Origin of the sequence: Natronomonas moolapensis 8.8.11 (assembly GCF_000591055.1) — an archaeon.
Lineage (GTDB): Archaea > Halobacteriota > Halobacteria > Halobacteriales > Haloarculaceae > Natronomonas > Natronomonas moolapensis.
The window spans coordinates 974,761-995,515 of record NC_020388.1 but is presented as its reverse complement, the minus strand read 5'-3'; the positions used below and the strand labels follow the sequence as shown (position 1 = coordinate 995,515).

Here is a 20,755-nt window from a genome sequence, read left to right as displayed (position 1 = left end):
GTCCCGAAACCCCCGATCGTTTCCGATGGAATCGCAGCCGAGTGAGGCGGTTTTAGCGGGCGGTTTTCACTTTCACCACGGACCGGATACAATTATATGTGTTCGGTTAGTCCAATTCTGTCGTACGTGTGGGGCGCATGCACACCGGATTCAACACACAGTAACGCATGCCCCAGCGACCCGTCGAATCGCCGATATATTCCCCGATGCCAAGGGTTATCCGGCACGCACCAGTACGCAGACTCCGTCACAAATGACCCGCACAGGACACTTCGTTGAACGAAACGAGAGAGCTAAAGAAAGCGGCAATGATCCGGAGGGCCGAGTGATGGCCGGCACCGACCTCTCCGCGGACGAACTCACGCTCCCCATCAAGCGAACGACCGGCGACACGATGGCGGACCGCCTCACCGGCAACGCCTACCACAACATCCTCCCCGCCCGGTATCTCCGGAAGGACGCCGACGGCGAACCGATAGAGCAACAGGAGGACCTCTTCGAGCGCGTCGCGAAGAACGTCGCGCTGGCCGAAGCGGTCTTCGAGTCCGAACAGCAGGGCGTCGAGGTCACCGTCACGCCAGATCAGCTCAAACCCGACCACCCCCGCCGCGACGAACTCGCAAGTGACGTGTTCGGTGCGGGCGTCACCGCCGATTCGGACGCCGAGACGACCCTTTCGGCGCACAACGTCAACAAGTTCGCCTACGAGACGGTCGTCCCCGGACTCCCCGAGGAGGTCCGGACGCACGTCGAGGACACCGCCGAGGCCTTCCGCGAGCAGATGGAGCGGCTCTCGTTCATGCCGAATTCGCCGACGCTTATGAACGCCGGCGACGAACTCCAACAGCTCTCGGCGTGTTTCGTCGACTCGCCCGAGGACGACATCGACGACATCCACCAGACGGCCAAAGAGGCCGCAGAGGTGTTCCAGAGCGGCGGCGGAATGGGGTATGCCTTCTGGCGACTCCGTCCCTACGGCGACGCGGTCGGCTCCACCGGCGGTATCGCGTCGGGCCCGATCACGTTCATGCGGACGTACGATCAGATGTGTGAGACGATCGCCCAGGGCGGCGCCCGCCGCGGCGCGCAGATGGGCGTCATGCGCGTCTCACACCCCGACGTCATCCAGTTCATCCACGCGAAGAACAAGGACGTCTCCCTGGCGGAGACGCTCCGGCTGAACGACCCGGACGACTTCACCCACAACTCCTTCGAGGAGGCCCTCGAGGAGGCCCCGCGAACTCATCGACGACGAAGGGAAAGTCCCCGAGCACCTCCGGAACGCGGTCGAGGGTCACCTCTCGAAATTTCAACATCTCCGTCGGCGTCACCGACGGGTTCATGGAGGCGCTGAAGGCCGGCGAGGAGTACACGTTCACCAATCCCCGAACGGGCGACCCACACGTCGCCACGCCCGAGACGAAGGAGCTGTACGACATGTTCGGGCTCGGCGAGCACGTCGAGGTCGGCGAGACGCTGTCGGTGCCCGCAGAGAAACTGTGGGAACACATCCTCGAAGGAGCCCACGAGAACGGCGAACCCGGCGTCGTCTATCTCGAACGGATCAACAAAGAGCACTCCTTCGACGTCGAGGAGCATCCGGAGCACCGGATTTTAGCGACGAATCCGTGCATTACTGGTGACACGCACATCAGTACCGACAACGGCCTCGTCGAAGCCGAGGAACTCTACGAGCAGGGTGTGGCTCGAGATGTCGTCGTGGATGGGCGTCTGAGTGAAGAAACGGTCAAGGAAGCGAGCAGCGTCTACAAGACCGGCGAAAAGGACGTTTATAAACTCACGACCGAGGAAGGGTACGAACTCCGTCTGACTGCCGACCACCGGGTCATGACCGACGACGGATGGATTGAAGCCGACGATCTCGATGCGGGCGACACCGTCCACATCCAGAACCGGAAAGGCGAGTTCGGCCGACACGGGACGGCTGCCGAGGGACGAGTGCTCGGCTGGCTGGTCGGTGACGGTCATCTCAAACATGGTGAGGAGCGTGCCGTCCTGAACTTCTACGACGAGGACGCCGAGGCCTCGGAGTCGTTCGCGGCCGACGTGAACGAGGTCGTTCGCGACCCCGTCGGTAACGCCGACTACGAGGTCGGTGTCAGCGAAATCGCTAGAGGTGACGATTATCGCGGCGAGCAGGCCGTCGAACAACGAATTCGTTCCGCCCGGCTGTACGAGTACGCCGAGGAGGCCGGTCTCGTCGACGAGAAACACCAAGTCCCCGAGGTCGTGATGCGCGGAAGCGAGGAGATGGCACGCGGGTACCTGCGTGCGCTGTTTTCCGCCGATGGCGGTGTCCAGGGGAACTCTGAAAAGGGAGTTTCCGTTCGGCTCACGAGCACCAGTGCGGACCTGCTGAAATCGGTCCAGCGGCTGCTAATTAATTTCGGAATCTTCAGTAAGATCTACGAGAACCGCCACGAAGCAGGCGTCCAAGAGATGCCTGACGGAACGGGCGGGACTGCGGAATACGAGCGGCAGCCAGACCACGATCTCGTCATTTCGAAGGACAATCTCGGTCGATTTGCGGAGGAAATCGGATTCCTCCTCGACAAAAAACAGGACACACTCGACGAGCGTCTCGCGGACTACGAACGTGGGCCGTACACTGAGCGGTTCGAAGCGACCGTTTCCGCGGTCGAGAGCGACGGCCACGAAGCGGTCTACGACCTGACAGAGCCCGATACGAATTCGTTCGTGGCGAACGGCCTTGTGGTTCATAACTGCGGCGAACAGCCGCTCGAGGAGTACGAGGCCTGCAACCTCGGCCACATCAACCTCTCGACGCTCGCCGACGTCGACGCGCCGGACTGGCGGGTCTGGTACGACGACCACGGCGACGAGTACGCCGGCCTCGAAGCCGCCGTCGAGGACTTCCTCGAGGAGGCGCTCGACGTCGAAGCGTTCGACGAGCGCATCGAACTCGGCACGCGGTTCCTCGAGAACGTCGTCACGATGTCGGACTTCCCGGTGCCGGAGATCGAACAGAAGGTCCGAGAGATGCGGAAGATCGGCCTCGGCGTGATGGGCCTGGCGCAGTTGTACATCCAACTCGGCATCAAGTACGGCTCCGAGGAGGGCAACGAGGTGGCCCGACAGGTGATGCGTCACATCAACCACGGCTCGAAGTGGGCCTCCCACGAGCTCGCCGAGGAACGGGGCGTCTTCGAGGAGTGGGACGACTCGAAGTACGCCGATCCCACCGAGTACCGCGAGTGGTTCGAGAAACAGACCGGTCTCGACGCCGACGAGTACGCCGATGGCTTCGCGATGCGGAACCACAACACGACGACAATCGCGCCGACCGGGACGACCTCGATGATCGGCAACACCACTGGCGGCTGCGAGCCGATCTACAACGTCGCCTTCTACAAGAACGTCTCCGACGACGTCCAGGGCGACGAGATGCTCGTCGAGTTCGACGACTACTTCCTCCGCGTCCTAGAGGAGAACGGCCTCGACGTCGAGGCGGTCAAGCGGGAGGCCCAAGAGCAGATGGCCGAAAACGAGTTCGACGGCATCGACGGCCTCTCGACGGTCCCCGGCGCGATCGGCGAGTTGTTCGTGACGACGGGGGCCCTCTCGGCGAAGGACCACGCGGGCGTTCAGGTCGCCTGTCAGGAGGGCGTCGATTCGGCGATCTCGAAGACAGTCAACGCGCCCAACGATTCGACGCTGGAGGACGCAAAGGAGGTCTTCGAGTACATTTACGACCACGGCGGCAAGGGGGTCACCTACTACCGCGACGGCACCCGGTCGAAGCAGGTGCTCACCACGCGGGCGAAAAACACCGACTTCGCCGACGAGGCCGAGGCCGCCGAGGCGATCGTCGAGAACATCGAGGAGATCTTCGGCGGCATCGAGGGCTTCCTCGACAGCGAGGAAGTCGCGGCGGTCCTCGAGTCCGACGTCCGCGAGTTGTTCGACGTCTCGCCCAAACTCGGCACGAAGCAAGCCCGCCCCGACGTGCTTCACGGCGTCACCCAGCGGATCGACACGGGCTACGGGAAGCTCTACGTCAACATCAACGAGAACCCCGAAGACGGCCGCCCGTTCGAGCTGTTCGCGAACATCGGCAACTCCGGTGGGTTCACCGCCTCGTTCACCGAGGCGCTGGCGAAGACGATCTCGACGGCGCTTCGCTCGGGCGTCGATCCCCGGGAGATCGCCGACGAACTCCAAGGCATCCGGTCGCCGAAAGTCGCTTGGGACAAGGGCGAACAGATCAACTCGATCCCGGACGCGATCGGGACGGCGATGCGTCGCTACCTCGACGGCGAGGTCGACAAGGCCTACCCCCAACAGCAGAACCTCACGGAGATCGCCGATGCCAGCCGGTCGGGGGACACCGGACGGCCGGTCGACGATAGCTCCGTGACGCCACCCGAGACCGACGGCGGTTCGGTCGCGGACCCGGGAGCGAGCGAACGGACGGGCTCGCCGGCGTCGCCGAACGACGACACCGACACGGCACGGTCGCTCATCGACGCGGGCGAATCACCCGAATGCCCCGACTGTGGGAGCATGACGCTGTACTACTCGGAGGGCTGCAAGACCTGTGAGAGCTGCGGCTGGTCGGAGTGTTGAGCCGGTAGCGTAATGTGGAGCCGGGGCGTGGACACCGGTTCGGCTCGGTGCTTTTCCGCCCGATGATTTTTGACCGCCTCGCTCACAGTACCCGTATGGACGACGAAGCGGGCGGGCGACCGTGTCCGATGTGTGACGCGCAGATGTACAAACGCCACTGCAAGTACGTCTGCCCACAACACGGTGTCGTCGTCGATTGCAGCGATCCGTTCACGTTTTAATTGAATACCAGAGGTGAGTTATCTGATTCCGGCCGTCTCACCCGAGAGCCGTCGGTAGGCGGGCCGCGACAGCGCTACCAAGAGCGCGAGTGCGGCGGCCGTTCCGAGAACGAGCGGGCTCGCGGCGGGACCGGTCGCGGCGAGTTGCCCCATCGAGGCACCGAGCAGCACCGCCGTTCCGACCCAGGGTGCCTCGCCCAGCGCGGTCCCGAGGGCGTACGGGCGGAGCGGGACCCCGGCGAGCCCGGCGGCGTAGGAGACAGGATCGGTCGGCAGCGGCGCGAGCCTGACGGCGACCACGCCCCGGAGGTTCCCCGTCGTTCGCTTGACCACCGCCCCGGCGTCGCCGACCCGCGCCAACAGCCCGGCGTCGTGGCCGAGCCGGCGCGCGAGCAGGTACGCCGGCAGCGTCGTGACGACGGCTCCCGCGAGCGCGACTGGGATCGCCGCGGGACCGAACAGGTACCCTAAGAGGACGGACAGTGCGCTGATGGGCCACGCGAGCAGCGGCCGGGCGAGATACAGGGCGAAAAGGACGACCGCGAACAACGCGGGGCGACCGGCGAGGGCGTCCATCTCGCCGAGGAGCACTTCGGGGGAGACGGAGAGCGCGGCGGCCGCCGCGATGGAACCGAGGATCCCGAGGCCGAGCAGCTGTCGGACGGTCGCACGATGCACGCGAAAAGGACTCGTCCGTGGCGACAAACGTCTTGTGGTCCCAGGAGGCCGATACACAGGGCGTCGCGGGCACTGTCGCCGAATCGCGTGCCGCCCCGGCCGGTATCGATCCGTGCTGATAAGAGCACCCGCGACGTACTCGGCGTGTGGCGAGAGAGGACGACCCAGTCGAACTCGGCGTGCAGTTGCTCGCCCGCCTCGAGGACGCCGAACTGTCGCTTCCGGACGTCATCGACCGGATCGAGACGGTGAGTACGCACCCGGAGACGACGCGAGCGATCCTCGAGACGGCCGAACGCCGCGGACACATCCGTCGCGATGGCGAGACAGTCACGCCGGTCTCGGGGCGGTTTCTCAGCTTCGATAGCGAGGTCATCTCTCGGAAGGGCGACTTCGAGTGTCGTCGCTGCGGCGCGTCGATCTCGACGGGGTACTTTATGCAACTCGAGGCCGGCGAGCACGGCCCCTTCGGCTCCTCCTGTATCCGAAAAGTGACTGGCCGGGAGTGATCTGCCGGGAGCGACTCGCCGGAGGTTCCGACGGTTCGTTCGCCGGCCGCGGTAGGGGTTCCGACGGTCCGTTCGCCGGCCGCGGTAGAGGTTCCGACGGTCCGTTCACCGGCCGCGCCGGAGCTCGTCGACGAGTCGTTCGAGGAGGTCCTGTTGGGTTTCTATGAGTTCGGTCTGTCGTTCGACCTGTTCCGAGAGCGCCTCGACGCGCTCCGAAAGGGCGTCGATCTCGTCCGTCGGGTTCGTTCCCCGGTCGTCGGCTGTGCTCTGTGTCTTCGGGTCCTCGCGAGCCGCGTCGGTCTCCGCATCGCGCCGGTACACCGCCCCCGATGGGTCTTGGTCGGCGGGGAGCGACCGGCTGGTGGAGACGGCGCTGCGTCCGTCGGTCGGGTCGCGATCCCCCTCCGCGTCGGCGCCGTTGGCCTCGGTTCGTTCGGCGTCGCCGATGGCCGCTGCCGAGCGATTAGCCCGTCCATCCCCCTGTTCCGGCTCGGCGTGTTTCGCTCGAAACGCCTCGATAGAGGCGACGTCGTGAAACGCGAGGACCGCCGCCTCGATCCGCTGGCGGACGGTCCCAGCGTGTTCGTTCGGCACCTTCACCCGACGGCGGCGGTCCTCGGTCTCGAGGACGACCTGCGTCGCCACGCTGCCGCGCTCGAAGTCGAGGCCGGTCAACTCGGCGTACTCGACGGTCTCGAACTCCCCGTCCCAGACGGCGCTTCCGACGTGTTCGAAGAGCCGCCGGTCGGTGACGACGACTGTGAGTTCGCTGAACCGGAACAGCGCCGATAGCTCCTCCTCGGGCGTCACGGCACCGGTGGTCAGGAGAATACCCTCCATCATCGCCTCGACAACGGAGTCCGCGACGTCGGAGGGGACAGTGAAACTCGTCTGGCTCTCCATCGTCACGAGCTCGATCGAACTCTTTCGACGTTTCGTTCGAACCGAGAGCCGTTCGACGGCGTGCTCGAACGTCTCGACGGATTCGTCCCGCAACAGCCCCTCCGAACGGTAGAGGTGCGTCCGTTCGGGCGTCACGGTGATGGCGTCCCCGCCACCGACGTCGACGGTGTCGATGATCGCCGCGTCGCCGATGGTCTCCGAGAGCAGGTCGGGCAGTTCGCTCATACCAGTGGTGTGCCCGCACCACAGCATAAAAGGGTGTGATCGTGCGGGTCGGTGACATTCCGAATCAGCAGAGGGAGATAGGAAAGTTGAAGGGAAACAGCGAGCAATCGATATACGAGCCCGGGTGGCTTAGCTGGACATAGCGCCGCACTCATAGGGTACGAGGCGGTAGCCGCGATGTCCCGAGGCGCTGCCTGCGCCTCGTTCCTGGGACATGCGGAGATCGAGGGTTCGGAGCCCTCCCCGGGCACTGCATTTTCGACGACACGGTCACGACGGACCTCGAAGACGCATCGCCGACGTGGCCGGCGTGCGAAACGAAACCGATTTTGAGGCGCTCGCCGACGGTTCGGCATGGAACTTCCGTTCGAGACCGAACTCCAGGTCCGGTTTCGCGACCTCGACACCCTCGGGCACGTCAACAACGCGGTGTACGCGACGTATCTCGAGCAGGCCAGGCTCCGGTACTTCGACCGCGTGTTGGACGTCCCGTGGGAGGAACGGGAGATGGTACTCGCGAGCCAGTCGGTCGAGTTCGCCCGCCCGCTGACGCTCGAGGACGGAACGATCCGGGTCGCCTGTGGCGTCACCGAGGTCGGCGAGACGAGCTTTCGGATGCGATCGCGCGTGTTCGCCGGTGACGACGGGGACCCGGCGGCGACCGCCGACGGGACGATCGTCGCGGTCGCCGGAGGCGAACCGCGCGAGATCCCCGAGTCGTGGCGCGAGCGGTTCATCGAGTTCGAACCCGGACTCTGATCGGGTATCGGCCGCCGGACTCGCGGTCGTCCGATGTCGACACGCTGATGCCGACGGCGACCCGTATTCGGGTGTGGAGTCAGACGACCCGACGATCATCCGCGCACTCGCGGTGACGACCGACGACATCGTGACCGCCATCGAGGCGAACGAGCGACGCGACGCAGGGGCCGTCCTCCGCGTGACGCCGCCGTTCAGCGGTCGGATGCGGGCCCGTCTCCATCTCGACGGAGCCGAAAGCGAGTACGAGGACCCACAGCCGTTACACGTTCCGCCGGAACGGTTCCTCGGGACCGTACCGGCGTTTCCCTCGCCCGACGACACCGAGGACGAACTCCGGTCCAGTCCGGAACGGACATACACGCCCGAGCGCCACCGAGCTCGCCACGAGGCCGCAGTCGAGTCGTGGCGCGAGCGCGTCCGGGCGGCGGTACACGAGGCGGCCGCGATCGACACGCCGGCGGGCACCCACGAGGTGCGGATAGCCACCCTCGGTTGACCGGTGTCTCCGGTCCCCTGAAACCGCAACAAAACATGTTTTAAAACGTCTTCGGGGCGTACGTCAAGTAATAAAACGTTCCGACCCGGTTCGGCCGTATCGTGAAGCCCGGTGAAACGGCCCGAACCCTCGTTCGGTTATTAGTGACTCCACACCGTCCCAGAGAGTACGATGAATCCCTCCACACCGACGAACGAGCGCGGTCCACCAGCCCGGAGTCCCTCGGTTCCGGAACCACTCAGAGCCGGGGCATTCTGGTCGGCCGTCCTGTTGCCATTTTGTTCGCTCGCGCTATTGGCCAGCGGGCTCGGAACGACGGCGGAATACCTGCTTTTCGGATCGCTCGTGGCCGCGAACGTCGCCGCGTTGATCGCCGGACACGGATACGGTCGGTGACACGACGCACGGACGCGTGGCGCTTCCGGTCGCGTTACCGCCGGGCCTTTAGCTCTTCCACCACTGCCGGAGTTCAGTCCGTATCGAACGGTGCTTGACGAGCGAGAACCCGGCGAGGATGATCGCGAAGCCGACGACGGTCGGCGCATCGATGCGTTCCCCGAGGAACAGAAGTCCAGTCACGGCGGCGAACGCCGGCGCGACGTAGGAAACGAGGTTGATTTCGATTGCACCGAGCCGTTCGAGGAGGTGAAAGTAGATCAAAAAACCGAGCGCGCTCGAGACGACAGCGAGGTACGCGAGCGCGGCAACCGCCTCGCCGGTCGGGGCGCCGGGGACCGCCTCTCCGAGTGCGAGACTGAGACCGTGCATAAGCGCCGCACCGAGGAGCATCGACCACGCCTCCATCGTCTCGACCGGAAGGCCGGCGTCGATCCGTCGGGTCAGGACGCTCCCGAGCGCGAAGCAGAGCGCGGCCGCGAAGACGAGCGTCTCGAAGCGCGATCCGACGAGGTTCGCCGGGTCGGGCCGCGAGAGGACGACCACGCCGACGAATCCCAGGGCCATGCCGGCGATACCGACGGCCGTCAGCCGCTCCTCCGGCAACAACAGACGTGCGAACGCGGTCGTCACGACCGGCGATAGCGAGACGATGACCGCCGCCGCCGCGCTCGTCGTCCCCCGCTCGCCGACGAACAGGAGCGCATGATAGCCGGCGATGATGAGGGCGGCGCCGACGCAGACCGTCGCCCAGTCGGCGCGGTCCCTCGGTCGCCACCGATCCGTCGCATAGAGCGCGTATCCGAACATCAACACCCCAGCAATATCGAAGCGGAACGCGGCGAAAAGCACCGGTGCGGTAAAAAAGTACGCCGGGTCCGTCGGGTCGCCGAGGCCGGCCTTGATAGCCATGAAGGCCGACCCCCACACCGAAGCGAGCGTTAAAAATAACAGGGTGTTGCGGTAGCGCACACCGGACGCTGGGACGACCACACTCTCAATCTTTTCGGCATCGATCCCGGGGGACGAGCCCGCTCGTGGGGCTCACCGGTTGGCGGTCAGGAGCCGAGCGACCGCAGCGAGGACCAACCCGACACCGCCCGCGGCCGGCGGGTTATTCGGGGGGCATCGGCCCCGAGTCGTTCGGCGCGGATCGCCCTGAGGAGGTCCTCGCGGGCGACGATTCCGAGGAGCGCATCCGCCTCGTCGACGACTGGCAGGCGGTTGATGTCCCGCTCGTCGCCGGCTAGGAGTTCGAGTAGTTCATCGACGTCCGCGTTCGGCCCGGCGGTGACGACGTCCGTCGTCATTACGTCCTCGACCCGGCCGACCAACGTTCCGGGCGAGGTCGATCCCGAAGTCGAGTTCGTCCCACGAGAGATCGACGGCGTACGTGAGTGACTCGAGGAACGGTGGGAAGCCGACGGGGATCCAGAGCGTCCGGTCGGAGGGTTGAAACAGGTCGACGAGGTCGCCCTGGGTGACGATTCCGACGACGAGGCCGTCCTCGGTGACCGGAAACCCGTTGAAATCCGCGCGGGCGAGGCGGCCGAGCACCTCGCCGACGTCGTCGCCGGGCGAGACCGTCTCGACGTCCCGCGTCATGATGTCGCGTGCGTTCATACGCGGGAGTTCCGCGCGCGGTCGCATAGACGTTGTGGCGGACGGATGCTACCCTGGGGCTCGGACAGGACAGCACCAACATTGCTCGAGTCGGGACCGCCCTGCGTGTGTACAGTCGGTCCCGCATCCGAGAACCTTTTATTCGGATCCACCCGTGGTCGCGGTATGGAGAGTCTCAACCGGATGGCCGTCGAGTTGGTCGACGAGGCGATCGACTTCGCCGACGAACTCGCGATCGAGGTCCACGAACTCGGCAACGATGCCGTCGTCCTCGACTTCGGGGTCGAGGCGCTCGGCGGCGTCGAGGCCGGACTGCTGTTGGCGGAGATCCAGACCGGTGGGTTGGCCACGGTACAGACCGGCGTCGACGAGATCGAGGGAACGCCCCGGACGCACGTCGAGGTATCCACGGATCACCCCGCGATGGCCTTTCTGGCCGCACAGAAGGCGGGCTGGGAGCTCTCGATCGAGGGCTTCGAGGGGCTCGCAAGCGGCCCCGCCCGCGCGCTCGTCGCCGAGGAAGAGGAGTTCCAGCGGATCGGCTACCGCGACGCGGCGGACTTTAGCGTCTTGGCGGTCGAAAGCGAGGCACTACCCGGCGAGGCGGTCGTCCGCACCGTCGCCGAGCTGGACGTCTCGACGGAACCACTGGAAGCGTACGCCGCCCTGACCGGGCGGACCACCGACGCCGAGCGCGCCGACCACGCCTTCCTCTTGGAGAGCGCGGGGAAGGTCGCCTCGAGCGACCCCGACGGCGCCTTCAGGACCGGCGACGGGGCGGATCGTCACGCCCGCTACTCGTTTGTCGGCTACGATCCGACGGCGGTCGTGACCGTCGACGACGACGCCACCGGGACGATCGACGTCCTCGACGACAGATACGAGGGGGCGTTCGAGACGGGGAAAGGCGACACGCTCGCGACGCTTCGGGGCGCGCTGCCGGACGTGCCGCTCCGAAACTTCCCCGAAACCGGACGCCAACGGCTCCAGGGCGGGCTGGTCGGGTTTCTCGCGTACGACGCGGTGTATGACCTCTGGCTCGAGGAGGTCGGCCTCGACCGCCCCGACTCCAGGGTGCCGAACGCCCAATTCGTCCTCACGACCACGACGCTCGTCTTCGACGACGCCGCCGGGACGGTCTCGCTCGTGTTCACCCCGCTCGTCCGCCCCGAGGACGATCCGGGCCGGATCTACGCCGACATCGTCGAGGAGATCGATCGGGTCGAGTCGCTGCTCGCGGGCCACGGGACCCTCGAAACCGGTGGCTTCCGGCCGTCTACGGAGCGGGCCGGGGCGAAAGCGACCTATGAGGCGGCCGTCAACCGGGCCAAAGAACACGTCCTCGACGGGGACATCTACCAGGGCGTCATCTCCCGGACGCGCGAGCTGGACGGCGACATCGACCCGTTGGGGCTCTACGAGTCGCTTCGCGAGATCAACCCCTCGCCGTATATGTACCTCCTCGAGTACGACGACCTCGTGGTGGTCGGAGCCTCGCCGGAGACGCTCGTCTCCGTTCGGGGACGGGAGGTGATGAGCAACCCGATCGCGGGGACGTGCGCCCGCGGGACGAGTCCTGTCGAGGACCGGCGTCTGGCCGGGGAGATGCTTGCCGACGGAAAGGAGCGCGCTGAACACACGATGTTGGTCGACCTCGCGCGAAACGACGTCCGTCGGGTCAGCGAGGCCGGCAGCGTCCGCGTCGAGGAGTTTATGAACGTCCTGAAATACAGCCACGTCCAGCACATCGAATCGACGGTGACCGGCGCCCTTGCCGACGACCGTGACGCGTTCGACGCGACGCGTGCGTCGTTTCCCGCCGGGACGCTTTCGGGCGCGCCGAAGATCCGGGCGATGGAGATCATCGACGACCTCGAGGAGCGCCCGCGCGGTGTCTACGGGGGTGGTATCGGCTACTTCTCCTGGAGCGGCGACGCCGACTTCGCGATCGTCATTCGAACCGCCACCGTCGAGCGAGGCGCGGGGACCGACGGGACGGATCGGGTGACTGTCCAGGCCGGGGCAGGAATCGTCGCCGACTCCGACCCCGAACGCGAGTACGAGGAGACCGAACAGAAGATGGGCGGGGTGCTCGCCGCCCTACGGGCTATCGAGGCCGACTCCGAGCCGACGGAGGCCCGACGATGACGGACGTGCTCTTCGTCGACAACTTCGATTCGTTCACCTACAACATCGTCGAGTACGTCAGCCAGCACGACGGGACCGAGGTCGAGGTGTGCCGCAACACCGCCGATATCGGGACGATCCGGGCCGCCGACCCCGACGCGATCGTGATCTCGCCGGGACCCGGCCACCCGAAGAACGAGCGGGACGTGGGAGTGACCATGGACGTATTTCGGGAGATCGCCCCCGAAACCCCGACGCTCGGGGTCTGTCTCGGCCTCGAGGCGGCCGTCTACGAGTACGGCGGGACCGTCGATCGGGCCCCGGAGCCGATCCACGGCAAGGCGTTCTCAGTCGATCACGACGGCGAGGGTGTCTATCGGGGGCTCGAACAGGGGTTCCAGGGTGGTCGGTATCACTCCCTGATCGCTCTCGAGGTCCCCGAGTGCTTCGATATCACCGCGACGACGGAACACGACGGGACCGAGTTGGTGATGGGCATCCGACATCAAGAATACCCGATCGAGTGCGTCCAGTTCCACCCCGAATCGGTCCTCACCGCCGTCGGACACGACATCGTCGGCAACTTCTTGCAGTCGGTCTGACGTCCTGTGGTTCGGAGCGGTCGTGTCGTCGGCATGACTGCACGGACGTCCGGTTCGACCCATCGATTCCGGGGGAACGTTCCATTCGACGCGTATAATATAGTTGCCACGTTTCGGTGCCGACCGGCGTGGCCGAAACGGGTCGTGGGACGGCACCCCGTCGGATCGAGACCGGTTCGGCGGCCGATCGGATCGATCCGTCGGATCGACCGTCGTCCCGAAACCCCCGATCGTTTCCGATGGAATCGCAGCCGAGTGAGGCGGTTTTAGCGGGCGGTTTTCACTTTCACCACGGACCGGATACAATTATATGTGTTCGGTTAGTCCAATTCTGTCGTACGTGTGGGGCGCATGCACACCGGATTCAACACACAGTAACGCATGCCCCAGCGACCCGTCGAATCGCCGATATATTCCCCGATGCCAAGGGTTATCCGGCACGCACCAGTACGCAGACTCCGTCACAAATGACCCGCACAGGACACTTCGTTGAACGAACGAGAGAGCTAAAGAAAGCGGCACTGATCCGGAGGGCCGAGTGATGGCCGGCACCGACCTCTCCGCGGACGAACTCACGCTCCCCATCAAGCGAACGACCGGCGACACGATGGCGGACCGCCTCACCGGCAACGCCTACCACAACATCCTCCCCGCCCGGTATCTCCGGAAGGACGCCGACGGCGAACCGATAGAGCAACAGGAGGACCTCTTCGAGCGCGTCGCGAAGAACGTCGCGCTGGCCGAAGCGGTCTTCGAGTCCGAACAGCAGGGCGTCGAGGTCACCGTCACGCCAGATCAGCTCAAACCCGACCACCCCCGCCGCGACGAACTCGCAAGTGACGTGTTCGGTGCGGGCGTCACCGCCGATTCGGACGCCGAGACGACCCTTTCGGCGCACAACGTCAACAAGTTCGCCTACGAGACGGTCGTCCCCGGACTCCCCGAGGAGGTCCGGACGCACGTCGAGGACACCGCCGAGGCCTTCCGCGAGCAGATGGAGCGGCTCTCGTTCATGCCGAATTCGCCGACGCTTATGAACGCCGGCGACGAACTCCAACAGCTCTCGGCGTGTTTCGTCGACTCGCCCGAGGACGACATCGACGACATCCACCAGACGGCCAAAGAGGCCGCAGAGGTGTTCCAGAGCGGCGGCGGAATGGGGTATGCCTTCTGGCGACTCCGTCCCTACGGCGACGCGGTCGGCTCCACCGGCGGTATCGCGTCGGGCCCGATCACGTTCATGCGGACGTACGATCAGATGTGTGAGACGATCGCCCAGGGCGGCGCCCGCCGCGGCGCGCAGATGGGCGTCATGCGCGTCTCACACCCCGACGTCATCCAGTTCATCCACGCGAAGAACAAGGACGTCTCCCTGGCGGAGACGCTCCGGCTGAACGACCCGGACGACTTCACCCACAACTCCTTCGAGGAGGCCCTCGAGGAGGCCCGCGAACTCATCGACGACGAAGGGAAAGTCCCCGAGCACCTCCGGAACGCGGTCGAGGGTCACCTCTCGAATTTCAACATCTCCGTCGGCGTCACCGACGGGTTCATGGAGGCGCTGAAGGCCGGCGAGGAGTACACGTTCACCAATCCCCGAACGGGCGACCCACACGTCGCCACGCCCGAGACGAAGGAGCTGTACGACATGTTCGGGCTCGGCGAGCACGTCGAGGTCGGCGAGACGCTGTCGGTGCCCGCAGAGAAACTGTGGGAACACATCCTCGAAGGAGCCCACGAGAACGGCGAACCCGGCGTCGTCTATCTCGAACGGATCAACAAAGAGCACTCCTTCGACGTCGAGGAGCATCCGGAGCACCGGATTTTAGCGACGAATCCGTGCATTACTGGTGACACGCACATCAGTACCGACAACGGCCTCGTCGAAGCCGAGGAACTCTACGAGCAGGGTGTGGCTCGAGATGTCGTCGTGGATGGGCGTCTGAGTGAAGAAACGGTCAAGGAAGCGAGCAGCGTCTACAAGACCGGCGAAAAGGACGTTTATAAACTCACGACCGAGGAAGGGTACGAACTCCGTCTGACTGCCGACCACCGGGTCATGACCGACGACGGATGGATTGAAGCCGACGATCTCGATGCGGGCGACACCGTCCACATCCAGAACCGGAAAGGCGAGTTCGGCCGACACGGGACGGCTGCCGAGGGACGAGTGCTCGGCTGGCTGGTCGGTGACGGTCATCTCAAACATGGTGAGGAGCGTGCCGTCCTGAACTTCTACGACGAGGACGCCGAGGCCTCGGAGTCGTTCGCGGCCGACGTGAACGAGGTCGTTCGCGACCCCGTCGGTAACGCCGACTACGAGGTCGGTGTCAGCGAAATCGCTAGAGGTGACGATTATCGCGGCGAGCAGGCCGTCGAACAACGAATTCGTTCCGCCCGGCTGTACGAGTACGCCGAGGAGGCCGGTCTCGTCGACGAGAAACACCAAGTCCCCGAGGTCGTGATGCGCGGAAGCGAGGAGATGGCACGCGGGTACCTGCGTGCGCTGTTTTCCGCCGATGGCGGTGTCCAGGGGAACTCTGAAAAGGGAGTTTCCGTTCGGCTCACGAGCACCAGTGCGGACCTGCTGAAATCGGTCCAGCGGCTGCTAATTAATTTCGGAATCTTCAGTAAGATCTACGAGAACCGCCACGAAGCAGGCGTCCAAGAGATGCCTGACGGAACGGGCGGGACTGCGGAATACGAGCGGCAGCCAGACCACGATCTCGTCATTTCGAAGGACAATCTCGGTCGATTTGCGGAGGAAATCGGATTCCTCCTCGACAAAAAACAGGACACACTCGACGAGCGTCTCGCGGACTACGAACGTGGGCCGTACACTGAGCGGTTCGAAGCGACCGTTTCCGCGGTCGAGAGCGACGGCCACGAAGCGGTCTACGACCTGACAGAGCCCGATACGAATTCGTTCGTGGCGAACGGCCTTGTGGTTCATAACTGCGGCGAACAGCCGCTCGAGGAGTACGAGGCCTGCAACCTCGGCCACATCAACCTCTCGACGCTCGCCGACGTCGACGCGCCGGACTGGCGGGTCTGGTACGACGACCACGGCGACGAGTACGCCGGCCTCGAAGCCGCCGTCGAGGACTTCCTCGAGGAGGCGCTCGACGTCGAAGCGTTCGACGAGCGCATCGAACTCGGCACGCGGTTCCTCGAGAACGTCGTCACGATGTCGGACTTCCCGGTGCCGGAGATCGAACAGAAGGTCCGAGAGATGCGGAAGATCGGCCTCGGCGTGATGGGCCTGGCGCAGTTGTACATCCAACTCGGCATCAAGTACGGCTCCGAGGAGGGCAACGAGGTGGCCCGACAGGTGATGCGTCACATCAACCACGGCTCGAAGTGGGCCTCCCACGAGCTCGCCGAGGAACGGGGCGTCTTCGAGGAGTGGGACGACTCGAAGTACGCCGATCCCACCGAGTACCGCGAGTGGTTCGAGAAACAGACCGGTCTCGACGCCGACGAGTACGCCGATGGCTTCGCGATGCGGAACCACAACACGACGACAATCGCGCCGACCGGGACGACCTCGATGATCGGCAACACCACTGGCGGCTGCGAGCCGATCTACAACGTCGCCTTCTACAAGAACGTCTCCGACGACGTCCAGGGCGACGAGATGCTCGTCGAGTTCGACGACTACTTCCTCCGCGTCCTAGAGGAGAACGGCCTCGACGTCGAGGCGGTCAAGCGGGAGGCCCAAGAGCAGATGGCCGAAAACGAGTTCGACGGCATCGACGGCCTCTCGACGGTCCCCGGCGCGATCGGCGAGTTGTTCGTGACGACGGGGGCCCTCTCGGCGAAGGACCACGCGGGCGTTCAGGTCGCCTGTCAGGAGGGCGTCGATTCGGCGATCTCGAAGACAGTCAACGCGCCCAACGATTCGACGCTGGAGGACGCAAAGGAGGTCTTCGAGTACATTTACGACCACGGCGGCAAGGGGGTCACCTACTACCGCGACGGCACCCGGTCGAAGCAGGTGCTCACCACGCGGGCGAAAAACACCGACTTCGCCGACGAGGCCGAGGCCGCCGAGGCGATCGTCGAGAACATCGAGGAGATCTTCGGCGGCATCGAGGGCTTCCTCGACAGCGAGGAAGTCGCGGCGGTCCTCGAGTCCGACGTCCGCGAGTTGTTCGACGTCTCGCCCAAACTCGGCACGAAGCAAGCCCGCCCCGACGTGCTTCACGGCGTCACCCAGCGGATCGACACGGGCTACGGGAAGCTCTACGTCAACATCAACGAGAACCCCGAAGACGGCCGCCCGTTCGAGCTGTTCGCGAACATCGGCAACTCCGGTGGGTTCACCGCCTCGTTCACCGAGGCGCTGGCGAAGACGATCTCGACGGCGCTTCGCTCGGGCGTCGATCCCCGGGAGATCGCCGACGAACTCCAAGGCATCCGGTCGCCGAAAGTCGCTTGGGACAAGGGCGAACAGATCAACTCGATCCCGGACGCGATCGGGACGGCGATGCGTCGCTACCTCGACGGCGAGGTCGACAAGGCCTACCCCCAACAGCAGAACCTCACGGAGATCGCCGATGCCAGCCGGTCGGGGGACACCGGACGGCCGGTCGACGATAGCTCCGTGACGCCACCCGAGACCGACGGCGGTTCGGTCGCGGACCCGGGAGCGAGCGAACGGACGGGCTCGCCGGCGTCGCCGAACGACGACACCGACACGGCACGGTCGCTCATCGACGCGGGCGAATCACCCGAATGCCCCGACTGTGGGAGCATGACGCTGTACTACTCGGAGGGCTGCAAGACCTGTGAGAGCTGCGGCTGGTCGGAGTGTTGAGCCGGTAGCGTAATGTGGAGCCGGGGCGTGGACACCGGTTCGGCTCGGTGCTTTTCCGCCCGATGATTTTTGACCGCCTCGCTCACAGTACCCGTATGGACGACGAAGCGGGCGGGCGACCGTGTCCGATGTGTGACGCGCAGATGTACAAACGCCACTGCAAGTACGTCTGCCCACAACACGGTGTCGTCGTCGATTGCAGCGATCCGTTCACGTTTTAATTGAATACCAGAGGTGAGTTATCTGATTCCGGCCGTCTCACCCGAGAGCCGTCGGTAGGCGGGCCGCGACAGCGCTACCAAGAGCGCGAGTGCGGCGGCCGTTCCGAGAACGAGCGGGCTCGCGGCGGGACCGGTCGCGGCGAGTTGCCCCATCGAGGCACCGAGCAGCACCGCCGTTCCGACCCAGGGTGCCTCGCCCAGCGCGGTCCCGAGGGCGTACGGGCGGAGCGGGACCCCGGCGAGCCCGGCGGCGTAGGAGACAGGATCGGTCGGCAGCGGCGCGAGCCTGACGGCGACCACGCCCCGGAGGTTCCCCGTCGTTCGCTTGACCACCGCCCCGGCGTCGCCGACCCGCGCCAACAGCCCGGCGTCGTGGCCGAGCCGGCGCGCGAGCAGGTACGCCGGCAGCGTCGTGACGACGGCTCCCGCGAGCGCGACTGGGATCGCCGCGGGACCGAACAGGTACCCTAAGAGGACGGACAGTGCGCTGATGGGCCACGCGAGCAGCGGCCGGGCGAGATACAGGGCGAAAAGGACGACCGCGAACAACGCGGGGCGACCGGCGAGGGCGTCCATCTCGCCGAGGAGCACTTCGGGGGAGACGGAGAGCGCGGCGGCCGCCGCGATGGAACCGAGGATCCCGAGGCCGAGCAGCTGTCGGACGGTCGCACGATGCACGCGAAAAGGACTCGTCCGTGGCGACAAACGTCTTGTGGTCCCAGGAGGCCGATACACAGGGCGTCGCGGGCACTGTCGCCGAATCGCGTGCCGCCCCGGCCGGTATCGATCCGTGCTGATAAGAGCACCCGCGACGTACTCGGCGTGTGGCGAGAGAGGACGACCCAGTCGAACTCGGCGTGCAGTTGCTCGCCCGCCTCGAGGACGCCGAACTGTCGCTTCCGGACGTCATCGACCGGATCGAGACGGTGAGTACGCACCCGGAGACGACGCGAGCGATCCTCGAGACGGCCGAACGCCGCGGACACATCCGTCGCGATGGCGAGACAGTCACGCCGGTCTCGGGGCGGTTTCTCAGCTTCGATAGCGAGGTCATCTCTCGGAAGGGCGACTTCGAGTGTCGTCGCTGCGGCGCGTCGATCTCGACGGGGTACTTTATGCAACTCGAGGCCGGCGAGCACGGCCCCTTCGGCTCCTCCTGTATCCGAAAAGTGACTGGCCGGGAGTGATCTGCCGGGAGCGACTCGCCGGAGGTTCCGACGGTTCGTTCGCCGGCCGCGGTAGGGGTTCCGACGGTCCGTTCGCCGGCCGCGGTAGAGGTTCCGACGGTCCGTTCACCGGCCGCGCCGGAGCTCGTCGACGAGTCGTTCGAGGAGGTCCTGTTGGGTTTCTATGAGTTCGGTCTGTCGTTCGACCTGTTCCGAGAGCGCCTCGACGCGCTCCGAAAGGGCGTCGATCTCGTCCGTCGGGTTCGTTCCCCGGTCGTCGGCTGTGCTCTGTGTCTTCGGGTCCTCGCGAGCCGCGTCGGTCTCCGCATCGCGCCGGTACACCGCCCCCGATGGGTCTTGGTCGGCGGGGAGCGACCGGCTGGTGGAGACGGCGCTGCGTCCGTCGGTCGGGTCGCGATCCCCCTCCGCGTCGGCGCCGTTGGCCTCGGTTCGTTCGGCGTCGCCGATGGCCGCTGCCGAGCGATTAGCCCGTCCATCCCCCTGTTCCGGCTCGGCGTGTTTCGCTCGAAACGCCTCGATAGAGGCGACGTCGTGAAACGCGAGGACCGCCGCCTCGATCCGCTGGCGGACGGTCCCAGCGTGTTCGTTCGGCACCTTCACCCGACGGCGGCGGTCCTCGGTCTCGAGGACGACCTGCGTCGCCACGCTGCCGCGCTCGAAGTCGAGGCCGGTCAACTCGGCGTACTCGACGGTCTCGAACTCCCCGTCCCAGACGGCGCTTCCGACGTGTTCGAAGAGCCGCCGGTCGGTGACGACGACTGTGAGTTCGCTGAACCGGAACAGCGCCGATAGCTCCTCCTCGGGCGTCACGGCACCGGTGGTCAGGAGAATACCCTCCATCATCGCCTCGACAACGGAGTCCGCGACGTCGGAGGGGACAGTGAAACTCGTCTGGCTCTCCATCGTCACGAGCTCGATCGAACTCTTTCGACGTTTCGTTCGAACCGAGAGCCGTTCGACGGCGTGCTCGAACGTCTCGACGGATTCGTCCCGCAACAGCCCCTCCGAACGGTAGAGGTGCGTCCGTTCGGGCGTCACGGTGATGGCGTCCCCGCCACCGACGTCGACGGTGTCGATGATCGCCGCGTCGCCGATGGTCTCCGAGAGCAGGTCGGGCAGTTCGCTCATACCAGTGGTGTGCCCGCACCACAGCATAAAAGGGTGTGATCGTGCGGGTCGGTGACATTCCGAATCAGCAGAGGGAGATAGGAAAGTTGAAGGGAAACAGCGAGCAATCGATATACGAGCCCGGGTGGCTTAGCTGGACATAGCGCCGCACTCATAGGGTACGAGGCGGTAGCCGCGATGTCCCGAGGCGCTGCCTGCGCCTCGTTCCTGGGACATGCGGAGATCGAGGGTTCGGAGCCCTCCCCGGGCA

The 20,755-nt window shown here is 65.5% G+C and carries 17 protein-coding genes, 2 tRNA genes and 2 pseudogenes; 15 read left to right on the top strand and 6 right to left on the bottom strand.

The genetic code is table 11. The features are described from left to right. Positions 1-328 precede the first annotated feature (328 nt). The 3 genes from NMLP_RS15815 (at position 329) to NMLP_RS15980 (ending at position 4,829) form a co-directional block, all read left to right on the top strand. Positions 329-1,354, top strand: coding sequence for a ribonucleotide reductase N-terminal alpha domain-containing protein (locus NMLP_RS15815; RefSeq protein WP_076982695.1), 1,026 nt, complete (start codon positions 329-331; stop codon positions 1,352-1,354). Further along, positions 1,342-4,608 (top strand): LAGLIDADG family homing endonuclease, encoded by a 3,267-nt coding sequence (locus NMLP_RS04970; RefSeq protein WP_076982694.1) that lies wholly within the window; start codon positions 1,342-1,344, stop codon positions 4,606-4,608. Before NMLP_RS15815 ends, NMLP_RS04970 begins: the two co-directional genes overlap by 13 nt. Before the next feature lie 95 nt (positions 4,609-4,703). Then, complete coding sequence (locus NMLP_RS15980) at positions 4,704-4,829, top strand: HVO_2523 family zinc finger protein (protein ID WP_015409028.1); 126 nt, start codon at positions 4,704-4,706, stop codon at positions 4,827-4,829. A gap of 18 nt (positions 4,830-4,847) precedes the next feature. On the opposite strand, the gene NMLP_RS04965 is transcribed toward NMLP_RS15980, so the two are convergent. Beyond that, positions 4,848-5,507 (bottom strand): TVP38/TMEM64 family protein, encoded by a 660-nt coding sequence (locus tag NMLP_RS04965; RefSeq protein ID WP_015409027.1) that lies wholly within the window; start codon positions 5,505-5,507, stop codon positions 4,848-4,850. A gap of 146 nt (positions 5,508-5,653) precedes the next feature. Between NMLP_RS04965 and NMLP_RS04960 the strand changes: the two genes are divergently transcribed. Continuing rightward, on the top strand, positions 5,654-6,016 hold the full coding sequence (locus NMLP_RS04960) for a DUF5830 family protein (RefSeq protein ID WP_015409026.1): 363 nt from the start codon (positions 5,654-5,656) through the stop codon (positions 6,014-6,016). 105 nt (positions 6,017-6,121) lie between these two features. Here the strand turns inward: NMLP_RS04960 and NMLP_RS04955 are convergent, their stop codons facing one another. Next, on the bottom strand, positions 6,122-7,144 hold the full coding sequence (locus tag NMLP_RS04955) for a DUF7115 domain-containing protein (RefSeq protein WP_015409025.1): 1,023 nt from the start codon (positions 7,142-7,144) through the stop codon (positions 6,122-6,124). Positions 7,145-7,262: 118 nt separating this feature from the next. Between NMLP_RS04955 and NMLP_RS04950 the strand changes: the two genes are divergently transcribed. From NMLP_RS04950 to NMLP_RS14220, 4 genes are all read left to right on the top strand, one after another. Further along, positions 7,263-7,394, top strand: a tRNA-Met gene (locus tag NMLP_RS04950). 104 nt (positions 7,395-7,498) lie between these two features. Next, a complete protein-coding gene (locus NMLP_RS04945) occupies positions 7,499-7,903 on the top strand; it encodes an acyl-CoA thioesterase (RefSeq protein ID WP_015409024.1) in 405 nt (134 codons plus the stop codon). Positions 7,904-7,976: 73 nt separating this feature from the next. Then, positions 7,977-8,402: a hypothetical protein gene (locus tag NMLP_RS04940; RefSeq protein ID WP_015409023.1), complete on the top strand. Its 426-nt coding sequence runs from the start codon at positions 7,977-7,979 to the stop codon at positions 8,400-8,402. Positions 8,403-8,573: 171 nt separating this feature from the next. Beyond that, the gene (locus tag NMLP_RS14220; protein WP_015409022.1) at positions 8,574-8,798 is read left to right on the top strand and encodes a hypothetical protein; all 225 of its coding nucleotides are present in this window, start codon (positions 8,574-8,576) and stop codon (positions 8,796-8,798) included. Positions 8,799-8,846: 48 nt separating this feature from the next. Here NMLP_RS14220 and NMLP_RS04935 read toward each other — a convergent pair whose 3' ends face one another. Together NMLP_RS04935 and NMLP_RS14740 are read right to left on the bottom strand one after the other, a co-directional pair. Further along, positions 8,847-9,770, bottom strand: coding sequence for a DMT family transporter (locus NMLP_RS04935; RefSeq protein ID WP_015409021.1), 924 nt, complete (start codon positions 9,768-9,770; stop codon positions 8,847-8,849). Positions 9,771-9,856: 86 nt separating this feature from the next. Beyond that, a pseudogene (locus tag NMLP_RS14740) lies at positions 9,857-10,421 on the bottom strand (CBS domain-containing protein). Between the two features lie 165 nt (positions 10,422-10,586). On the opposite strand from NMLP_RS14740, the gene trpE reads away from it, so the two are divergent. The 5 genes and pseudogenes from trpE to NMLP_RS15975 all read left to right on the top strand — a co-directional run bounded on the left by trpE (position 10,587) and on the right by NMLP_RS15975 (position 18,190). Next, positions 10,587-12,569: an anthranilate synthase component I gene (gene trpE, locus NMLP_RS04925; RefSeq protein WP_152024104.1), complete on the top strand. Its 1,983-nt coding sequence runs from the start codon at positions 10,587-10,589 to the stop codon at positions 12,567-12,569. After that, the gene (gene trpG, locus NMLP_RS04920; RefSeq protein ID WP_015409030.1) at positions 12,566-13,150 is read left to right on the top strand and encodes an anthranilate synthase component II; all 585 of its coding nucleotides are present in this window, start codon (positions 12,566-12,568) and stop codon (positions 13,148-13,150) included. The genes trpE and trpG overlap by 4 nt, the downstream gene beginning before the upstream one ends. 541 nt (positions 13,151-13,691) lie before the next feature. Continuing rightward, positions 13,692-14,144, top strand: a pseudogene (locus NMLP_RS16140) (ribonucleotide reductase N-terminal alpha domain-containing protein); the annotation flags it as partial. Beyond that, positions 14,145-17,969, top strand: coding sequence for an LAGLIDADG family homing endonuclease (locus NMLP_RS04915; RefSeq protein ID WP_394296871.1), 3,825 nt, complete (start codon positions 14,145-14,147; stop codon positions 17,967-17,969). 95 nt (positions 17,970-18,064) lie between these two features. Further along, positions 18,065-18,190 carry an HVO_2523 family zinc finger protein gene (locus tag NMLP_RS15975; RefSeq protein ID WP_015409028.1) on the top strand — a complete coding sequence of 42 codons (126 nt, stop codon included), beginning with the start codon at positions 18,065-18,067 and terminating at the stop codon, positions 18,188-18,190. Between the two features lie 18 nt (positions 18,191-18,208). On the opposite strand, the gene NMLP_RS04910 is transcribed toward NMLP_RS15975, so the two are convergent. Further along, a complete protein-coding gene (locus NMLP_RS04910; protein ID WP_015409027.1) occupies positions 18,209-18,868 on the bottom strand; it encodes a TVP38/TMEM64 family protein in 660 nt (219 codons plus the stop codon). Positions 18,869-19,014: 146 nt separating this feature from the next. On the opposite strand from NMLP_RS04910, the gene NMLP_RS04905 reads away from it, so the two are divergent. Then, positions 19,015-19,377: a DUF5830 family protein gene (locus NMLP_RS04905; protein ID WP_015409026.1), complete on the top strand. Its 363-nt coding sequence runs from the start codon at positions 19,015-19,017 to the stop codon at positions 19,375-19,377. Between the two features lie 105 nt (positions 19,378-19,482). On the opposite strand, the gene NMLP_RS04900 is transcribed toward NMLP_RS04905, so the two are convergent. Beyond that, positions 19,483-20,505: a DUF7115 domain-containing protein gene (locus tag NMLP_RS04900; RefSeq protein WP_015409025.1), complete on the bottom strand. Its 1,023-nt coding sequence runs from the start codon at positions 20,503-20,505 to the stop codon at positions 19,483-19,485. A gap of 118 nt (positions 20,506-20,623) precedes the next feature. On the opposite strand from NMLP_RS04900, the gene NMLP_RS04895 reads away from it, so the two are divergent. Next, positions 20,624-20,755: transfer RNA gene (locus NMLP_RS04895), tRNA-Met, on the top strand.